General features: G+C 70.3%; 12 protein-coding genes. 9 read left to right on the top strand and 3 right to left on the bottom strand.

The window, feature by feature from the left end:
• The first annotated feature begins 54 nt into the window (after window positions 1-54).
• From E1218_RS05235 to E1218_RS05220, 4 genes are all read left to right on the top strand, one after another.
• Window positions 55-1,380, top strand: a complete 1,326-nt coding sequence (locus tag E1218_RS05235) for an alpha/beta hydrolase family protein (RefSeq protein WP_165949128.1) — start codon at window positions 55-57, stop codon at window positions 1,378-1,380.
• A gap of 327 nt (window positions 1,381-1,707) precedes the next feature.
• Window positions 1,708-4,437, top strand: coding sequence for a type I DNA topoisomerase (gene topA, locus E1218_RS05230; protein WP_132316790.1), 2,730 nt, complete (start codon window positions 1,708-1,710; stop codon window positions 4,435-4,437).
• A gap of 13 nt (window positions 4,438-4,450) precedes the next feature.
• Window positions 4,451-4,882 carry a Fur family transcriptional regulator gene (locus E1218_RS05225; protein WP_132316788.1) on the top strand — a complete coding sequence of 144 codons (432 nt, stop codon included), beginning with the start codon at window positions 4,451-4,453 and terminating at the stop codon, window positions 4,880-4,882.
• Window positions 4,883-5,113: 231 nt separating this feature from the next.
• Window positions 5,114-7,903, top strand: coding sequence for a glycoside hydrolase family 2 TIM barrel-domain containing protein (locus tag E1218_RS05220; protein ID WP_132316786.1), 2,790 nt, complete (start codon window positions 5,114-5,116; stop codon window positions 7,901-7,903).
• Window positions 7,904-7,954: 51 nt separating this feature from the next.
• On the opposite strand, the gene E1218_RS05215 is transcribed toward E1218_RS05220, so the two are convergent.
• Genes E1218_RS05215 through E1218_RS05205 form a run of 3 tightly spaced genes read right to left on the bottom strand, consistent with a single transcriptional unit; the run spans window position 7,955 to window position 10,103 of the window.
• Entirely contained in the window at window positions 7,955-8,365 is a 411-nt protein-coding gene (locus E1218_RS05215) for a type II toxin-antitoxin system VapC family toxin (RefSeq protein ID WP_132316784.1), read from the bottom strand.
• Window positions 8,362-8,637, bottom strand: coding sequence for a type II toxin-antitoxin system Phd/YefM family antitoxin (locus E1218_RS05210; RefSeq protein WP_132316782.1), 276 nt, complete (start codon window positions 8,635-8,637; stop codon window positions 8,362-8,364). The genes E1218_RS05215 and E1218_RS05210 overlap by 4 nt, the downstream gene beginning before the upstream one ends.
• A gap of 41 nt (window positions 8,638-8,678) precedes the next feature.
• The gene (locus E1218_RS05205) at window positions 8,679-10,103 is read right to left on the bottom strand and encodes an aminotransferase-like domain-containing protein (protein ID WP_132316780.1); all 1,425 of its coding nucleotides are present in this window, start codon (window positions 10,101-10,103) and stop codon (window positions 8,679-8,681) included.
• Window positions 10,104-10,166: 63 nt separating this feature from the next.
• On the opposite strand from E1218_RS05205, the gene E1218_RS05200 reads away from it, so the two are divergent.
• The 5 genes from E1218_RS05200 to E1218_RS37925 all read left to right on the top strand — a co-directional run bounded on the left by E1218_RS05200 (window position 10,167) and on the right by E1218_RS37925 (window position 16,359).
• On the top strand, window positions 10,167-11,291 hold the full coding sequence (locus E1218_RS05200; RefSeq protein WP_132316778.1) for a pyridoxal phosphate-dependent aminotransferase: 1,125 nt from the start codon (window positions 10,167-10,169) through the stop codon (window positions 11,289-11,291).
• Window positions 11,292-11,396: 105 nt separating this feature from the next.
• Window positions 11,397-13,358 (top strand): dTMP kinase, encoded by a 1,962-nt coding sequence (tmk, locus tag E1218_RS05195; protein WP_233712014.1) that lies wholly within the window; start codon window positions 11,397-11,399, stop codon window positions 13,356-13,358.
• Window positions 13,358-14,527: a DNA polymerase III subunit delta' gene (locus E1218_RS05190; protein ID WP_132316774.1), complete on the top strand. Its 1,170-nt coding sequence runs from the start codon at window positions 13,358-13,360 to the stop codon at window positions 14,525-14,527. The genes tmk and E1218_RS05190 overlap by 1 nt, the downstream gene beginning before the upstream one ends.
• A gap of 104 nt (window positions 14,528-14,631) precedes the next feature.
• Complete coding sequence (locus tag E1218_RS05185) at window positions 14,632-15,297, top strand: DUF4190 domain-containing protein (RefSeq protein ID WP_132316772.1); 666 nt, start codon at window positions 14,632-14,634, stop codon at window positions 15,295-15,297.
• A 72-nt stretch (window positions 15,298-15,369) separates the two neighbouring features.
• Window positions 15,370-16,359, top strand: a complete 990-nt coding sequence (locus E1218_RS37925) for a DUF4190 domain-containing protein (protein ID WP_132316770.1) — start codon at window positions 15,370-15,372, stop codon at window positions 16,357-16,359.
• Window positions 16,360-16,475: the final 116 nt, after the last annotated feature.

Below are 16,475 nucleotides of genomic sequence, written 5' to 3'. Positions count from 1 at the left end.
AGTTGAGACGCCGCCGGGATCAGGGGGTGAAGCCGGGCCGTGACGATGTTTCGCATGGCGAACAGTCGACCAACAGCCGGGCGCTCGGTCAGCCGGCGCGGGATCCTGGCCGGTGGCCTCACGCTCGGCGTCGCGCTGGCCTCTCCGGCCGTCGCCCGGGCCGTGCCCTTCGACCCTCATCGCTCGACCGTGCGGACCGACCCCGACTTCCGCCCGGTGACGTTCCGTCTGCCGGCGCCGACCGGGAGGAAGGCGCTCGGCACGACCGCCCTGCACCTGGTCGACCGGTCCCGTCCGGACCCGCGGATGCCCTCCGGCCACCGCGAGCTGATGGTCAGCCTGTGGTACCCGGCCTCGGTGACCTCCGGTGCGCCGTTCGCGAAGTACATGCCGAAGCGGACCGCGACCGAGGTCGACTCGGCCTGGACCGGGGAGTACGGGCTGGCCCTGCCGACCGGCTCGTTCGACTTCGCGAACACCGAGACGCACTCCCGGGTGGACGCGGCGATGCAGCCGGTCCCGCACCCCGTCGTGCTGTTCTCTCCCGGCTACCAGTACAGCCGGTTCGTGAACACCGCCCAGGTCGAGGACCTGGCCAGCCGCGGGTACGTCGTCGTCACCATGGACCACACCCATGAGACGCCCACCGAGTTCCCGGGCGGCCGGTTCCTCCCCGGCGTACCGGCCGACCAACTGCCGGATCCGGCGTTCACCCGCGCGGCCGTCGAGACCCGGACGGCCGACGCGCGGTTCGTGCTGGACCAGCTCGAGCGGATCGCCGGCGGCCGGAACCAGGACACGGACGGGAAGCCCCTGCCGTCCGGGCTCGGCGGCGGTCTCGACCTGGAGAAGGTCGGCATGTTCGGCTTCGGACTCGGCGGTTACGCGACCGCGAACACCCTGCTCGTGGACCGGCGGTTCGGCGCCGGCCTGGACCTGGACGGCACGCTCCAGGACGACCCGTCGAAGGGCCCGCTCGGCGAGGTCGCCCGGAAGGGGCTCGACCAGCCGTTCCTGCTCTTCGGGTCGGACACCACCCAGCGGACCGACGAGGGGAAGGAGCACTACGACAAGTCGTGGGCCGGCTTCTGGGACGCGCAGCGCGGCTGGAAGCTGAACCTCGGCCTGGCCGGCGCCAAGCAGAAGGCGTTCACCGACTACCAGTTCGTCTTCGACCAGTTGTTCCGCGCGATCTATGGCGAGGACGAGATCATCACCTCGGTGATGACCGCACTGGTCGGCTCGGTCGACCCGGCCCGGAGCGTGCTCGCCCAGCGGCAGTACCTGACCGCGTTCTTCGACCAGAACCTGCGCCACCGCCCCGAGTTGCTGCTCCGCGGCGAGTCGCCGAGGTTCCCGGAGGTGCGCTTCGCCCGCTGACGCCGGTTCCGATCCGCTGAGCCCCGGGTGTGACACTGCCCACTCCTGCCACTGCCCGGACGGCGTACGCTCGGGATCCAGAGGGCGGGATGGGGCGGAGGTCCGGCGCGCGCTCGGTGGCTGTGGCGCGCGCGGTGAGCGGGGTTGTCGGACACTTTCTGAAACCCTGTGACGTGTAGGCACGCCGGGACCGGTTACCGTGCGTTGAGAAATGCGTTGCCGTCGGCCGTACCCTGTCCTCGGACGGGGTCGATCTGTGCTCGGGGAACAGACGTCCGGTCACGGACGTTGTCGGCAGGACGAGTGAGTGCTAGGGCAAGGAGCGCGGTGGCAGGGGCATCAGGGACGAAGACAGCAACAGCGGCGGCACGCCGTCTGGTGATCGTCGAGTCGCCGAAGAAGGCGCGGATGATCGCCGGTTTCCTGGGGTCGGGGTACGTGGTGGAGTCCAGCTTCGGTCACATCCGCGACCTGCCGAAGGGCGCGGACGAGATTCCAGCGAAGTACAAGGGACTGCCCTGGGCCCGGCTCGGCGTCAACATCGAGGACCACTTCGACCCGCTGTACGTCGTCCCGGCCGACAAGAAGGCCCAGATCCGCAAGCTGAGGGACCTGCTCAAGGACGCCGACGAGCTGTACCTGGCGACAGACGAGGACCGCGAGGGCGAAGCCATCGCCTGGCACCTGCTGGACGAACTGAAGCCGAAGGTCCCGGTCAAGCGGATGGTCTTCCACGAGATCACGCCGAAGGCGATCCAGGAAGCGGTCGGCAGCGCCCGCGACATCAACGACGCGCTCGTCGACGCCCAGGAGGCGCGCCGGATCCTCGACCGGCTGTACGGCTACGAGGTCTCGCCGGTGCTCTGGAAGAAGGTCATGCCGAAGCTGTCGGCGGGCCGGGTGCAGTCGGTCGCGATCCGGATGGTGGTCGACCGCGAGCGTGAGCGGATCGCCTTCCGCAGCGCGTCGTACTGGGACCTGGACGCCACGCTCGACGCCGGTGAGGGCAGGCAGCCGCGGCAGTTCCCCTCCCGGCTCGTCTCGGTGGACAGCCGGCGGGTGGCGCAGGGCCGCGACTTCAACGCGACCGGCGAGCTGAAGAGCCAGAACACGGTCCATCTGAACGAGGAGACCGCGACCGCGCTGGCCGCGGCGCTGCGGGACTCGCAGTTCACCGTCCGGTCGATCGAGTCCAAGCCGTACACCCGCAAGCCGTACGCGCCGTTCCGGACCACGACGCTGCAGCAGGAGGCCGGCCGCAAGCTCGGCATGTCCGCCTCGCAGACGATGCAGATCGCCCAGCGGCTGTACGAGAACGGCAACATCACCTACATGCGTACGGACAGCGTGACGCTGTCCGACACCGCGATCAGCGCCGCCCGGGCCCAGGTCCGCGAGCTGTACGGCGCGTCGTACCTGCCGGACAAGCCGCGGGTCTACACCTCCAAGGTGAAGAACGCGCAGGAGGCGCACGAGGCGATCCGGCCGGCCGGCGAGGTCTTCCAGACCCCGGCGCAGACCGGGCTGAGCGGCGCGGAGTACCGGCTCTACGAGCTGATCTGGATGCGCACCATCGCGTCCCAGATGAAGGACGCCGAGGGCCGCAGCGTCTCGATCAAGATCGACGCGAAGGCCTCGACCGGCCAGCTGTGCGAGTTCACCTCGTCCGGCCGGGTGATCACCTTCCACGGCTTCCTCAAGGCGTACGTCGAAGGCGCGGACGATCCGTCCGCCGGCACCGACGACCAGGAGACCCGGCTGCCCGACGTGGCCGAGGGCGACGTCCTGCCTGCGATCGAGGTGCTGGCCTCGGGTCACGAGACGAAGCCGCCGGCCCGCTACACCGAGGCGACGCTGATCCGCGAGCTGGAAGAGCGGGAGATCGGCCGGCCGTCGACGTACGCATCCATCATCGGCACGATCCAGGCGCGCGGGTACGTCTACAAGAAGGGCACCGCGCTGGTGCCGGCCTGGCTGGCGTTCGCCGTGGTCCGGCTGCTGGAGGAGCACTTCACCCGGCTGGTCGACTACGCGTTCACCGCGACCATGGAGGACGTGCTCGACGAGGTCGCCGCCGGGGAACTGCAGCGCGAGGGCGTGCTGTCCCGGTTCTACTTCGGCGACGACGATCTCGAGGGCCTGCACTCGATGGTGAACGACCTGGGCGACATCGACGCCCGGGAGATGTCGACGTTCCCGGTCGGTGGTGACGACACCGGCATCGTCGTCCGGGTGGGCCGCTACGGGCCGTACGTCGAGGACAAGGACGAGCGGCGCGCCAACGTGCCCGAGGACCTGCCGCCGGACGAGCTCACCGTCGACAGGGCCCAGGAGCTGCTGGCGCAGCCCTCGGGGATCGAGCACGAGCTCGGTACGGCGCCGGACACCGGGCTGAAGGTGGTCGCGAAGGCCGGCCGCTTCGGTCCGTACGTGACCGAGGTGCTGCCCGACGACGCGCCGAAGAGTGCCAAGCCGCGGACCGGCTCGCTGCTGAAGTCGATGACGCTGGACAGCGTCAGCCTCGACGACGCGATGAAGCTGCTCTCGCTGCCGCGGGTGGTCGGCAAGGACCCGGACAGCGGGGAGGAGATCACCGCGCAGAACGGCCGCTACGGGCCCTACCTGAAGAAGGGGACGGACTCGCGCTCGCTGTCGTCCGAGGAGCAGATGTTCGACATCACCCTCGAAGAGGCGCTGAAGATCTACTCGGAGCCGAAGCAGCGCGGCCGGCGGGCCGCGGCGCCGCCGCTGAAGGAGCTCGGCGAGGACCCGGAGTCCGGCAAGCCGGTGGTGGTGAAGGAGGGCCGGTTCGGTCCGTACGTGACCGACGGCGAGACGAACGCGACCCTGCGCAAGGACGACTCGGTCGAGACCATCTCGCTGCTGCGCGCGGCCGAGCTGCTCGCGGACAAGCGCTCCCGGGGCCCGGTGAAGAAATCGGCCAAGAAGTCCGCCGCCAAGAAGACGGCGGCCAAGAAGACCACGACCAAGAAGACGGCTGCGAAGAAGACCGCCGCGAAGACCACGGCCAAGAAGACGGCGGCGAAGAAGACCTGAGGGAGGGGGCGACGTGACGAGTGCTGTCGAGGTCACCGCGCAGCGGCTGCGGGACCGGGGCGAGCGGGTCACGCCGGCCCGGCTCGCGGTGGTGGAGGTGCTCGCGGGCACCGAGGAGCACCTGAGCGCCGAGCAGATCGGCGAGCGGGCCGAGCAGGTACGTCCCGGCATCCACCGCGCCACCGTCTACCGGGCCCTGGACGCCCTCGGCGAGCTCGGCCTGGTCACGCACGTCCACCTCGGCCGGGCCGGGACGACGTACCACCTGGCCGGTGACCTGGCCCCACGCCACCTGCACCTGCGCTGCTCGAACTGCGGGACGGTGTACGACGCCCCGGGCGACATCCTGGAGGCGGCCCGCCGGAAGGTCCAGCGCGAGCTCGGCTTCCAGCTGGCGCCGGAGCAGGTCGCCCTGATCGGCGTGTGCAAGGACTGCCGCCCCTGACCCACGCCCTCGCGCCAGCGGCAATCCGAGTGGATATCCGCTGAAGTTGCCCCTTGTGCGCTCTTGATACGAGGGGAGAAGGAGCGTTTCGACGGGATATCCGCTGCTGTGGTCGGTGGCGGGTGCGGAGGTAGGGCGGGGGGAACGGGCGGTGGTAGGTGGCCGGATGGGGTCAGGTTGTCCATATCTGTTGATCAGTGTGGATTCGTGAAGAACTTGGGCTTAGGCTCGATGCCTGTGACCCAAGACCACAGCTATGTCGAGGACTTTGCTCCCGGCGCCAACGTGCTTCCCCCGCGTGCCTGGCTGGACGACGACTCGGCCGAAATCCCGCTGACCGGCGACTGGAGCTTCCGGCTGTCCGCGAGCGTGGCCGACGCCCCCGACGACCTGAAGGACCCGGACACGTCCGGCTGGGACACCATCGCGGTCCCGGGTCACTGGCAGCTGTCCGGGTACGGCGCACCGGCGTACACGAACGTCGTCTACCCGTTCCCGCTCGAGCCGCCGTTCGTGCCGACCGACAATCCGACCGGTGACTACGTCCGGACCGTGACGGTCCCGGCGGACTGGGCCGGCGCCCGGGTGGTGCTGCGGTTCGAGGGCGTCGACTCCCGGTTCGCGGTGCACGTGAACGGCGAGCTGGCCGGCTGGTCCTCCGGATCCCGGCTGCCGTCCGAGTTCGACGTCACCGACCTGGTTGCCCCGGGCAAGGAGGCCCGGATCGCGGTCCGGGTGCACCAGTGGTCGGCCGGCAGCTACGTCGAGGACCAGGACATGTGGTGGCTGTCCGGGATCTTTCGCGAGGTCAACCTGCTGGCGCTCAGGCCGGGTGCTCCCACCGACGTGTTCGTGCACGCGTCGTACGCCGACGGCACCGGCACGCTGTCGGTCGACTCCGACGTCGCGGGCACTGTCGTCGTACCGGAGCTGGGCCTGGAGTTCGCGACCGGTGACGAGGTCACCGCGGCTGTCGAGCCGTGGTCGGCCGAGAGCCCGCGGCTGTACGACGGTGTGGTCCGGACCGAGGGCGGCGACGTCCGGCTGCGGATCGGCTTCCGCACGGTCGCGATCGCCGACGGCGTCCTCACCGTCAACGGGAACCGCGTGCTGTTCAACGGGGTCAACCGGCACGAGTTCCACCCCGACCGCGGTCGCGCGCTGACCGAGCAGGACATGCTGGACGACGTCCTGCTGATGAAGCGGGCCGGGATCAACGCGGTCCGCACCAGCCACTACCCGCCGCACCCGCACTTCCTGGCGCTGTGCGACGAGTACGGCCTGTACGTGATCGACGAGTGCGACCTGGAGACCCACGGGTTCGGGTACGAGCCGCAGCCGCCGAAGCTGCCGAACCCGGTGATGGACCCGCGGTTCCGCGACGACCTGGTGGCGCGGATGGCGCGGACCGTCCACCGCGACAAGAACCACCCGTCGATCATCATCTGGTCGCTCGGCAACGAGTGCGGGATGGGTGAGAACCTCAAGGCGATGTACGACCTGGCCAAGGAGATCGACCCGTCCCGGCCGGTGCACTACGAGCGCGACACCGAGGCCGATTTCGTCGACATCTACTCGCGGATGTACACCGACCCGGCCGGCTGCGCGGAGATCGGCGCGGACTCCTCGCTGTACCGGAACCTGCCGTTCATCCTCTGCGAGTACGGCCACGCGATGGGCAACGGCCCGGGCGGACTGCTCGACTATCGCGAGGTCTTCGACAAGTACCCGCGCTGCCAGGGCGGTTTCATCTGGGAGTGGATCGACCACGGGCTGCGGACCACGATCGACGGCCGCGAGGTCTACGCGTACGGCGGCGACTTCGGCGAGACCATCCACGACGGCAACTTCGTCTGCGACGGTCTGCTGTTCCCGGACCGGACGCCGTCGCCGGGCATGCTCGAGTACGTCAAGGTGATCGAGCCGCTGCGTATCGTTGCTGACGGCAACGGCGCGGTGTCGATCGCGAACCGCTACGAGGTCCTCGACACCAGCCGCCTGACCTTCACGTACGTCGTCGAGGTCGAGGGCTCGCAGGTCGACGCCGGTGAGCTGTCGGTGCCGGCGATCGCGCCCGGCGCGACGGCTACTGTGTCGTTGCCCGCGGTGGACGCCTCGAAGCCCGAGACCTGGGTCACCGTGACGGCTTCGCTCACCGCGGCTACTGCGTGGGCGGAAGCCGGACACCGCATTGCCTGGGGCCAGCTCCGGCTCGATCAGCCGGCCGGCCGGCCGGCTCCCGGATCCGAGGTGGGGTCTGCACCTGCCACGAACGTGGTCGCCGGCGTGGACGGGATCGGCTTCGGCGTGGTGAAGAACGCACGCCTCGACGTGTGGCGGGCGCCGATCGACAACGACGCGATTCCCGGGGTCGCGGACGCCTGGCGTGAGCAGGGGCTGCACCGCGTGCAGCACCGGATCGTCTCGCAGGGCGAACGCGACGGCGCCTGGGAGGTCGTCACCCGGACGGCGCCGCCGCAACTGCAGTGGGGTCTGGTCAGCACCTGGCGCTGGACGCCTGTCGACGGTGGGGTCGTCCTGGATCTGGACGTCGTACCGGAGGGCCGGTTCCCCGAGGTGCTCCCACGGCTCGGCGTCACCTTCGAACTGCCGAAGGTCGAGCGGGTCGAGTGGTTCGGCACGGGCCCGAACGAGGCGTACGTCGACACCCGCGAGGCCGCCGCGGTCGGCAAGTACTCGGCCACGGTCGCCGAGCTGCAGACGCCGTACGTCCGGCCGCAGGAGAACGGCCACCGCATCGACACCCGGTGGGCCACTCTCGACGGCCTTCGCATCGAAGCGGTCGGCGGCACCCTCTTCGGCCTGACGGTCCGCGACTGGTCCACCCAAGCCCTCGAGAGCGCCACGCACACCGCCGAACTGACCCCGAGCGACACCACCTACGTCACCCTCGACATCGCGCAGACAGGCGTAGGCACAGCGGCCTGCGGCCCGGCGCTTCCCGACCGCGACAAGCTGAAGACGGCCCCGGCACACCTGACGGTGAAGTTCTTCGGCTGATCTGGCCGTTAACCACACCGCCTTGCTCATGCAGTTGGGGGCAAGGCGGTGTCATTCCCTCGCTCCCGGCGCAGCCGTGGCGAAGCCTGTGTCGGCGGCCGCCGACAGCAGACGCTTGTCGTAGGTGACCAGTGCCGTCAGTGACAGGCCCTCGAGGACGAGGGTCTCGGCGCTCGCCAGGTGGATCGCGTCGAGGGTTCGGAGCATCGGGTCCTCGTACGCCGCGGCCGTCGCGAGAACTGTGTCGTCCATCGGAACCCGGTTGAGCTTCGCCAGCACCGTCGGAACGGCGGACAACCGGCCGGGATCCGTCCGCCGCAAGGCGCGGGGAACCTCGGTCAGCACCAGCGCCGACGCCACCAGGATCTTGTCCTCCTGCGCGGTGAGCCACTCGTGGAGTGCCTGACTCTCCTTCTCACGCCTGATCAGCTTCACGATCGCGGCGGAGTCCAGATAGATCACAGGCGTTCCTCGCGCAGGTCCGAGATGACCTCGGTGGAGTCGGTCGACAGGTCCGGATCGCCCGGGGGCAGCGCCGGTGGCGCCGGATCGCTGGCCGGGATCAGCCGGCCACGGCGAACGAGATCGCTGAGGCCGCTGGTGCTGTCGTCAATCGGAATCAGCCGAGCCGCGGGCCGGCCGCTGACGGTGATCTCGAGGGACTCACCGCCGGCCACCCGGGCCAGCACGGCGCTGGTGTGCTGGTTGAGCTCACGCACTGGGATGCTGTCCATGCGATCCAGTGTAGAACGTTACGTTCTACACCGCGAGTTGGTCAGATCGCGATGGCCGGCCGAGGTGGAACTCGGTCGGTTGGGGGGTGGTAGGCCTGCCAGGCGGCAGTCAGACGGTCGACGGCTTCGGTGAGTTCGTCCGGCCGGGCTCGGAAGTGGAGACGGACGTAGGACTCGCTGGAGCCGGTCACGTCCAGGCCTGAGCCCGGGAGGACGGCGATGCCGTGGCGCATCGCCGTCTGGGCGAACGAGTTGCCGTCGCCCTCTGGGAGTCTGACCCAGAGTGTCTGGCCGCCCTGGACGGTCGGGACGTGCCAGCTCGGCAGGTGCTCGGCCAGCTGAGCCTGCAGGTGGTCGTGGCGGGATTTCAGCTCGGTCGGAAGATCCAGATCGTCCAGCTCGGCGATCAGGTGAGCCGCGGCCAGCTGGGCCGGCACGTTGCCGCCGAGATCGTGGACTGCGCGGATCCGAGCCAGGCGGTTGGTCAGGGGTGCGGGTGAACGGATCCAGCCGATCCGGAGGCCGCCCCAGACGCTCTTGCTCAGCGAGCCGAGCGAGATCACGGCATCGCCGAACGTCGCCATCGGCACGGGCCTCGTCGTACCGGGAAAGCCGAGATCCGCCGGCACCTCGTCCTCGATCAGCGGTACGCCGGCTGCCGCCGCAGCCCGGGCGAGCCGTTCCCGGACCAGCGCCGGCAGCACCGACCCGGTCGGGTTCTGGTACGTCGGGATCACGTAGGCCAACCCCGGCCGTCGTTCACGGACGGCCGCCTCGAACCCGTCCAGGCCCACCGGCAGACCCCGCAGTACGGCGGCCTCCTCCCGGAACGCCTCCAGCGCACCCGGATACGTCGGCGCCTCGACCAGCACCTGGTCCCCGGGCGAGAGCAGCGCGTGGGCCAGCAGCGAGAGCGCCTGCTGACCGCCGTTCGTCACCAGGATCTGGTCCGGCGTCGTCGGTACGCCCTGACCGGCGTACCGGGTCGCGATCGCCTCGCGCAGGGCCGGGTGGCCGTACGGGTAGTACCCGATGTCGCCGCTGATCTCGCCCAGCAGCGGGAGGATGCGTGCGTAGGCCTCCGCCACCTGCGGCGGCGGATCGCCGGGCGCCGCGCAGATGGCCAGCAGGACGTCGTCGTCCCGCGACTCCAGCGAGTCGAGGAAGATCGGGTCGACCGGTGCGTCCTCGACCGCTCCGGACGACGAGATGCCGGCCACGCGTGTCCCGCTGCCTCGGCGACGAACGATGCGGCCTTCCGACCGCAGCAACTCGTACGCGGCGACCACAGTGGTGCGTCCGACCGCGAGCGCGGCCGCCAGCGCCCGGTCCGGGGGCAGCAGCGCGCCCGGCGGCAGGTCGCCGTCGTCGATCAGCCGGCGCATCCGGGCCGCGAGCAGCACGTACAAAGGGCCGCGGCCGGACGACCAGCGGCCCAGACGCTCACTCAGCTCGATTGGTCTCATTCGCAAACCAATTGTGCCGGATTGGCTCTGGGGTGACCAGACCACGGCCCGGACCATGGCGGTATGGCCACCTTTCCCCGCAACGAGATCGTGTCCCTGACCGACGTACAGCCCACGCACGAGCTGGGCGAGAGCTACGGGCCGGACCTGCGGCTCGCCGATCTGCTCACTCCGGAGTTGGCCGGCCTCGAGCTCGGCTACGGCACCGCGTACGGCGACCTGCGGCTGCGAACCGCGATCGCCGAGCGGCACGGCGTACGGCCGGAACAGGTCGTCGTCACGGTGGGCGGCATGCACGCGATCTTCCTGCTCGCCTACCTGGTTCCGGACGGGAACGGCCAGGTGGTCACGACCGCACCGCTGTTCCCGCTGGCCCGCAACTGCTTCGACACCGTGGGCGCCGACGTCCGGGTGATCCCGCTGTCCTTCGACGACGGCTACCAGTTGACCGCTGACGCCGTCCGCGCGCAGCTGACGCCGGAGACCAAGCTGGTCAGCCTGGCGACTCCGCAGAACCCTTCCGGTGTGGCGATTCCGGCCAGCACGCTCCGGGACATCGTCGACGTGATGAACGACGTCTGCCCGGACGCGTACCTGATGGTTGACGAGACCTACCGGACCGCGGCCTACGGCGACGATCCGATCGCGGACACCGCCGTCCGACTCGGCCCGAAGGTGGTGTCGGTCGCCTCGCTGTCGAAGTGCCACGGCGCCGCCGGGCTGCGGATCGGCTGGCTCGTCAGCACGGACGCGGACTTGGTCGACCGGGTGGTGACGGCCAAGTTCAACACGGTCGTGACCGCCGCCCCGCTGACCGAGGCACTCGCCGTCCGTGTCTTCGAGCAGGAGGACGAGATCCTCGGCGTACGGCGTCGGTGGCTGGCCGAAGCGTTGTCCTCGACCGAGGACTGGGTCGGGGCGAACAGCGAACTGGTCGAGTGGGTCCGTCCGGACGCCGGTGCACTCTGCTGTGTCCGCCTGGGGCCAGTGGTCCCGCTCGACCGGTTCAAGCAGGCGGCCGCGGAGCTGAGCGTGCGCGTCGCCGACGGCGACTGGTTCGGGGACGAGCGGCGGATCTTCCGGCTCGGGTTCGGATTCCTGCCGCCGGCCGAGCTGAAAGCCGCCCTGGAGGCCCTGACCGCAGCGCTGCGCCGAGCTGTCCCCGCGGCCGGCCAAGGGCTTGGCTGACGGTCCCCGCCGACTGCGCGGCACTCGGCACGGCATCTCGCTCGCGACGGCGGGTGACCGTCAGCCATGCCCTAGTCTTGCGGTGTGCCGGAGGTTCATGACCCGTTGACTGACCCTGCACCGGCGCATGACCTGCGCGCGGTGTTGCGGATCCGGGCGTTCCGGCGGCTCTGGATCGCGTTCGGGCTGTCCAGCCTGGGCGACTGGATCGGCCTGCTCGCACTGACCGCGATGGCGAAGTCGCTCGCCGGTGACGACTACCAGGCGGCGAACTTCGCCATCGGCGGCGTGCTGTTCCTCCGGGTGCTGCCCGCGCTGGTGATGGGCCCGGTGGCCGGCTGGGTCGCGGACCGGCTGGACCGGCGCTGGACGATGATCCTCGGCGACCTGATCCGGGCCGCGTTCTTCGTCAGCATCCCGATCGTCGGCACGCTCACCTGGGTGCTGGTCGCGACCGTGCTGATCGAGATCGTCAGCCTGGTCTGGGGCCCGGCCAAGGACGCCAGCGTGCCGAACCTGGTGCCCCGGCACCGGCTCGAGGCCGCCAACCAGCTCAGCCTGATCACCACGTACGGGACGGCGCTGCCGGCCGCCGTCATCTTCACCGCGATCACCCTGGTCTCCCGCTGGGCGGGCGACTTCGCCATCGACCTGGCGGTCTACGTCAACGCGGCGACGTTCGTGGTGTCCGCGCTGGCGATCGTGTCGGTGGCCGAGATCGGCCGGGCCGTGCACGACCACGAGGAGCACCCGACGCTCTGGCGGACGATGGTCGAGGGCTGGTCGTACGTGACCAGCACGCCGCTCGTCCGCGGCCTGGTGGTCGGAATCTCCGGGGCGTTCGCGGCCGGTGCGGTCGTGATCGGCCTCGGCCGCACCTACGTCGAGGATCTGAAGGCCGGCGACCCCGGGTACGGCGTCCTGTTCGGTGCCGTCTTCGGCGGTCTCGCGCTCGGCATGGGGTTCGCGCCGCGGCTGTTCTCCGGGCTGTCCCGGCGGCGCTTGTTCGCGGCCGGCCTGGTCGGCTCCGGCATCTGCCTGGCCGCCCTCGCGCTGATCCAGCAGATCGAGATCGCCACCATGATCGCGATCCTGCTCGGCTTCTGCGCCGGCGCCTCCTGGGTCTGCGGTTACACCCTGCTGGGCCTCGAGGTGCCGGACGCGGTCCGCGGCCGGACCTTCGCCTTCGTCCAGTCCGCGGTCCGGACCGTGCTCGCCGTCACGCTCGCGATCGCGCCGTTCGCCGCCGGTGCGATCGGCCGGAACACCTGGACGATCGGCGGCCGGTCGGTCAGCTACAACGGTGCCGCGACGACGATGCTGATCGCGGCTGTGCTGGCCGGTGTGATCGGCGTGATCGCCTGGCGGCAGATGGACGACCGGCCAGGTGTCCCGTTCTGGCGCGACGTACGGCGCAGCTTCGGCAAGACCCCGGGTGTGTACCCGACCACCGGCCTGTTCATCGCGATGGAAGGCGGGGACGGTGCCGGCAAGTCGACGCAGTCCGCGCTGCTGGTGGAGTGGCTGAAGGAGCAGGGGCAGCAGGTCCTGCTGACCCGCGAGCCGGGCGCCACCGAGCTGGGGAAGACCCTGCGGGGCATCGTCCTCGATCCCGCCACCGGCGACATCTCCCACCGCGCCGAGGCGTTGCTGTACGCCGCCGACAAGGCCGAGCACGTGGACTCGGTGATCAAACCCGCGCTGAAGGCCGGCGCGGTCGTCATCACCGACCGGTACGTCGACTCCGCGCTGGCCTACCAGGGTTCCGGGCGCGACCTGGACCTGTCCGACGTGGAACGCGTCAACCGCTGGGCCACCGACGACCTCCGGCCGAACCTGACCATCCTGCTCGACCTCCCGCCGAAGAGCGGGCTCGACCGGTTCGCCGGACGCGACCGGATCGAGGCGCAGTCGCACGACTTCCACGTCCGGGTGAGGAACGCGTTCCTCGAGCTCGCCGCCGCCGAGCCGCAGCACTACCTGATCCTCGACGCCACCCAGGACCGCGAAGAGCTCGCCGCCCAGATCCGGGCGCGACTCCAGCCGATGCTTCCGAAGGTGAACTGATGAGCGTGTGGGACGACCTGGTCGGGCAGGAGCCGGCGGTTGCCGTGTTGCAGAAGGCTGTGGCCGGCGCGGAAGCGGGGATGCGGGGTGAGTCCGGGGCCGCGGTGGCCGGGATGACGCATGCCTGGCTCATCACCGGGCCGCCGGGGTCCGGCCGGTCGAACGCGGGCCGGGCGTTCGCGGCCGCCCTGCAGTGCGCCAACCACGGCTGCGGCGAGTGCAACGAGTGCCGGACGTCGCTGAGCGGCGCCCACCCCGACGTTTCGCTGATCCGCACCGAGCTGCTGTCGATCCGGGTCAGCGAGATCCGCGAACTGGTCCGCCGGGCCGCGATGAGCCCGACGCAGGGCCGCTGGCAGGTGATGGTCGTCGAGGACGCGGACCGGCTGACCGAGCAGGCCGCCGACGCGCTGCTGAAGAGCATCGAGGAGCCGGCGCCGCGGACCGTCTGGGTGCTGTGCGCGCCGACCGTCGAGGACGTCGTACCCACGATCCGGTCGCGCTGCCGGCTGCTGGTGTTGCGCACCCCGCCGGTGGACGCGGTCGCGCACATGCTGGTCGGCAAGCTGGGTGTCGATCCGGAGCTTGCCGGGTTCGCCGCCCGGGCCGCTCAGGGCCACATCGGCCGCGCGCGGGCGCTGGCCCGCGACGAGGAGGTCCGCGACCGCCGGAACAGGGTGCTCGATGTCCCGTTCGCGCTCCGCGACCTCGGCGCCTGCCTCAAGGCGGCCCAGCAACTGGTCGAGGCGGCCAAGGAAGAGGCCGGGGCCAGCGCGGAGAAGGTCGACGAGAAGGAACGGTCCGCGCTCGAGCAGGCACTCGGCGTCGGCACCAAGGGCGCCAAGCCACGCGAGGCGAACGCCGCGCTGAAGGAGCTCGAGGACCAGCAGAAGGCCCGGGCCAAACGCTGGGAACGCGACGTGCTCGACCGGTCACTCGTCGACCTGATGGCGCTCTACCGCGACGTGCTGATGGTTCAGACCCGCGCGGGCGCCGAGTTGATCAACGCCGAACTGGGCCCGAACATCGAGCAACTCGCGGGCCGGACGACCCCCGAGCAGACGATTCGAAGGATCGACGCCATCGCCGCCTGCAGAGAGGCGATCGAGACCAACGTGGCGCCTTTGCTGGCTCTCGAGGCGATGACGATCGCGCTGTTCGAAGGCTGAGATCCACGTCCGCTGAGCGGGCAGGGGCTGTAACACCGAGACCGGCCGGTCCGATGTCTGGGTGTCCGGGCAGAAGGCTCGGCGTACTGCCCGAACGGACCTGAATGACGCAACCGCCCCCGATCCAGCCTGCCCGGCCATCCTTGCCGCCGGCCGAGTCCTGGCTCGCGGGCGTTCCGACACCGGCGCAGCAGCGCCAGGACCGGTATGCCATCGCGGCTCTGGTGACGAGCCTGCCCGGGCTGGTGCCGGTCGCCGTGGTGCTGGCGGGGATCGCGCTGCGCCGGATCAAGCGGACCGGGAGCCGCGGCAAGCGGCTGGCGTACGGCGCCTTCGTGATCAGCCTGTGCTGGATGATCGCGATCGGGGTCGCGGTCGCCCTCGGCCTGTACGGCGAACGCCGGGCCGGGATCGGACGGACGGTCGCCATCTCCGAGGTCGCCGTACAGCAGTGTTTCGACGCCGACCTGGACGCGGACACGCTGCTGGTCGTCCGGATCGCCGACTGTGCGGTCGCTCACACCGGTGAGGCGTACGCAAAGGTGCGTGCCAACCTGGCCGGGCTGTCGGCCGAGGACAAGGAGACGGTCGCCACCCAGCAGTGCGCGACCGCGTTCGGCGATTTCGTCGGCAAGCCGTACGAGCAGTCGGACCTGGACATGTACTACGTCGTGCTGGAGGATCGTGCCATTGCTGACGGCAACGTCCTGTGTTTGGTCGGCATGCCGGGGAACCACCTGACGGGTAGCATGCGCGGGTCGCAGCGGTAGCACCCGCGGGGAACACTGGGGGATCGATTGAGTCAGCCACCCTACGGACCGGAGCCGGAACGGCCCCAGGACGTGCCGAGGTCGTTCCCGGCGTACGTGCGCCCTGAGCAACCGCCTGCCGAGCCGTCCGCCGGACAGACCCTCTACGGACAGACGGCGGGATCGACCCAGTGGGCGGCGCCGGGGCAGACTCAGCCGACCAGGCAGACACCGTACGGGCAGTCGACCTACGGTCAGGCGCCCTACGGTCAGGCGCCCTACGGTCAGGCGCCCTACGGTCAGGCGCCCTACGGTCAGGCGCCCTACGGTCAGGCGCCCTACGGTCAGGCGCCCTACGGTCAGCCTGGTGGGCAGGCGCGGTACGGTCAGCCGGGGTATCCGGGGACCTGGCCGGCGCCGTACGGCTACGGCTACCCGGCGGCGGCCGGCAGCGGCACCAACGGGCTCGCGATCGCCGCGCTGGCGACCGGGATCGGCGGTTTCTGCATCGGCATCGCCGCACCGGTGGCGGTCGGCCTCGGCATCGGTGCCCTGGTGCAGATCAGGAAGCGCCACGACGGTGGCAAACCCATGGCGATCACCGGCATCGTGCTCGGCGGACTCGGCACGGTCGGCTGGCTGATCTACCTCATCGTGATGTTCGCGATCGGCTTCAGCTCCGCCGACGACTACGACGCCTCCGAGCCGGCCTCGTCGTACTCCGCGCCGTCGACGTACGTCGACGACCTGGCCGTCGGCGAATGCTTCGACGACGGCGACGAGGAGGACGAGGTCGTCCGGCGACCCTGCACCGAAGCCCACGACGGCGAGATCATCGCCGGGGTCGCCCTCCCCGACGGCCCCTGGCCCGGCGACCGTGAGGTCGACAAGTCCGGCGAGGACGCCTGCGCCACAGCGTTCGCCGAGTACGTCGGCTCGACCGTGAAGACCACCGAGCTCGAGTGGGACTACTGGACCCCCACCAGACAACTCTGGAACGCCGACGACCGCCTGGTCGTCTGCGCGGCGTACGGTCCCGACTTCGACCGACTCACAGACTCCGTGAAGAACACTCGTCGTTAGGCCAACTCGGCCGGGCGTCACGGCCGCTCCGCGCGCTCGAATCGACCCGGCTCCGTCCTAGCCCAGCTGTCGCCAGAACCTTGTACGGGGGCAGCAAGTACTCTGGCCGCGTGGGC

This window comes from Kribbella turkmenica, assembly GCF_004348725.1.
In the GTDB taxonomy this organism is placed as follows: domain Bacteria; phylum Actinomycetota; class Actinomycetes; order Propionibacteriales; family Kribbellaceae; genus Kribbella; species Kribbella turkmenica.
The sequence above is the reverse complement of the archived record's forward strand: the minus strand, read 5'-3'. Positions and strand labels throughout refer to the sequence as shown.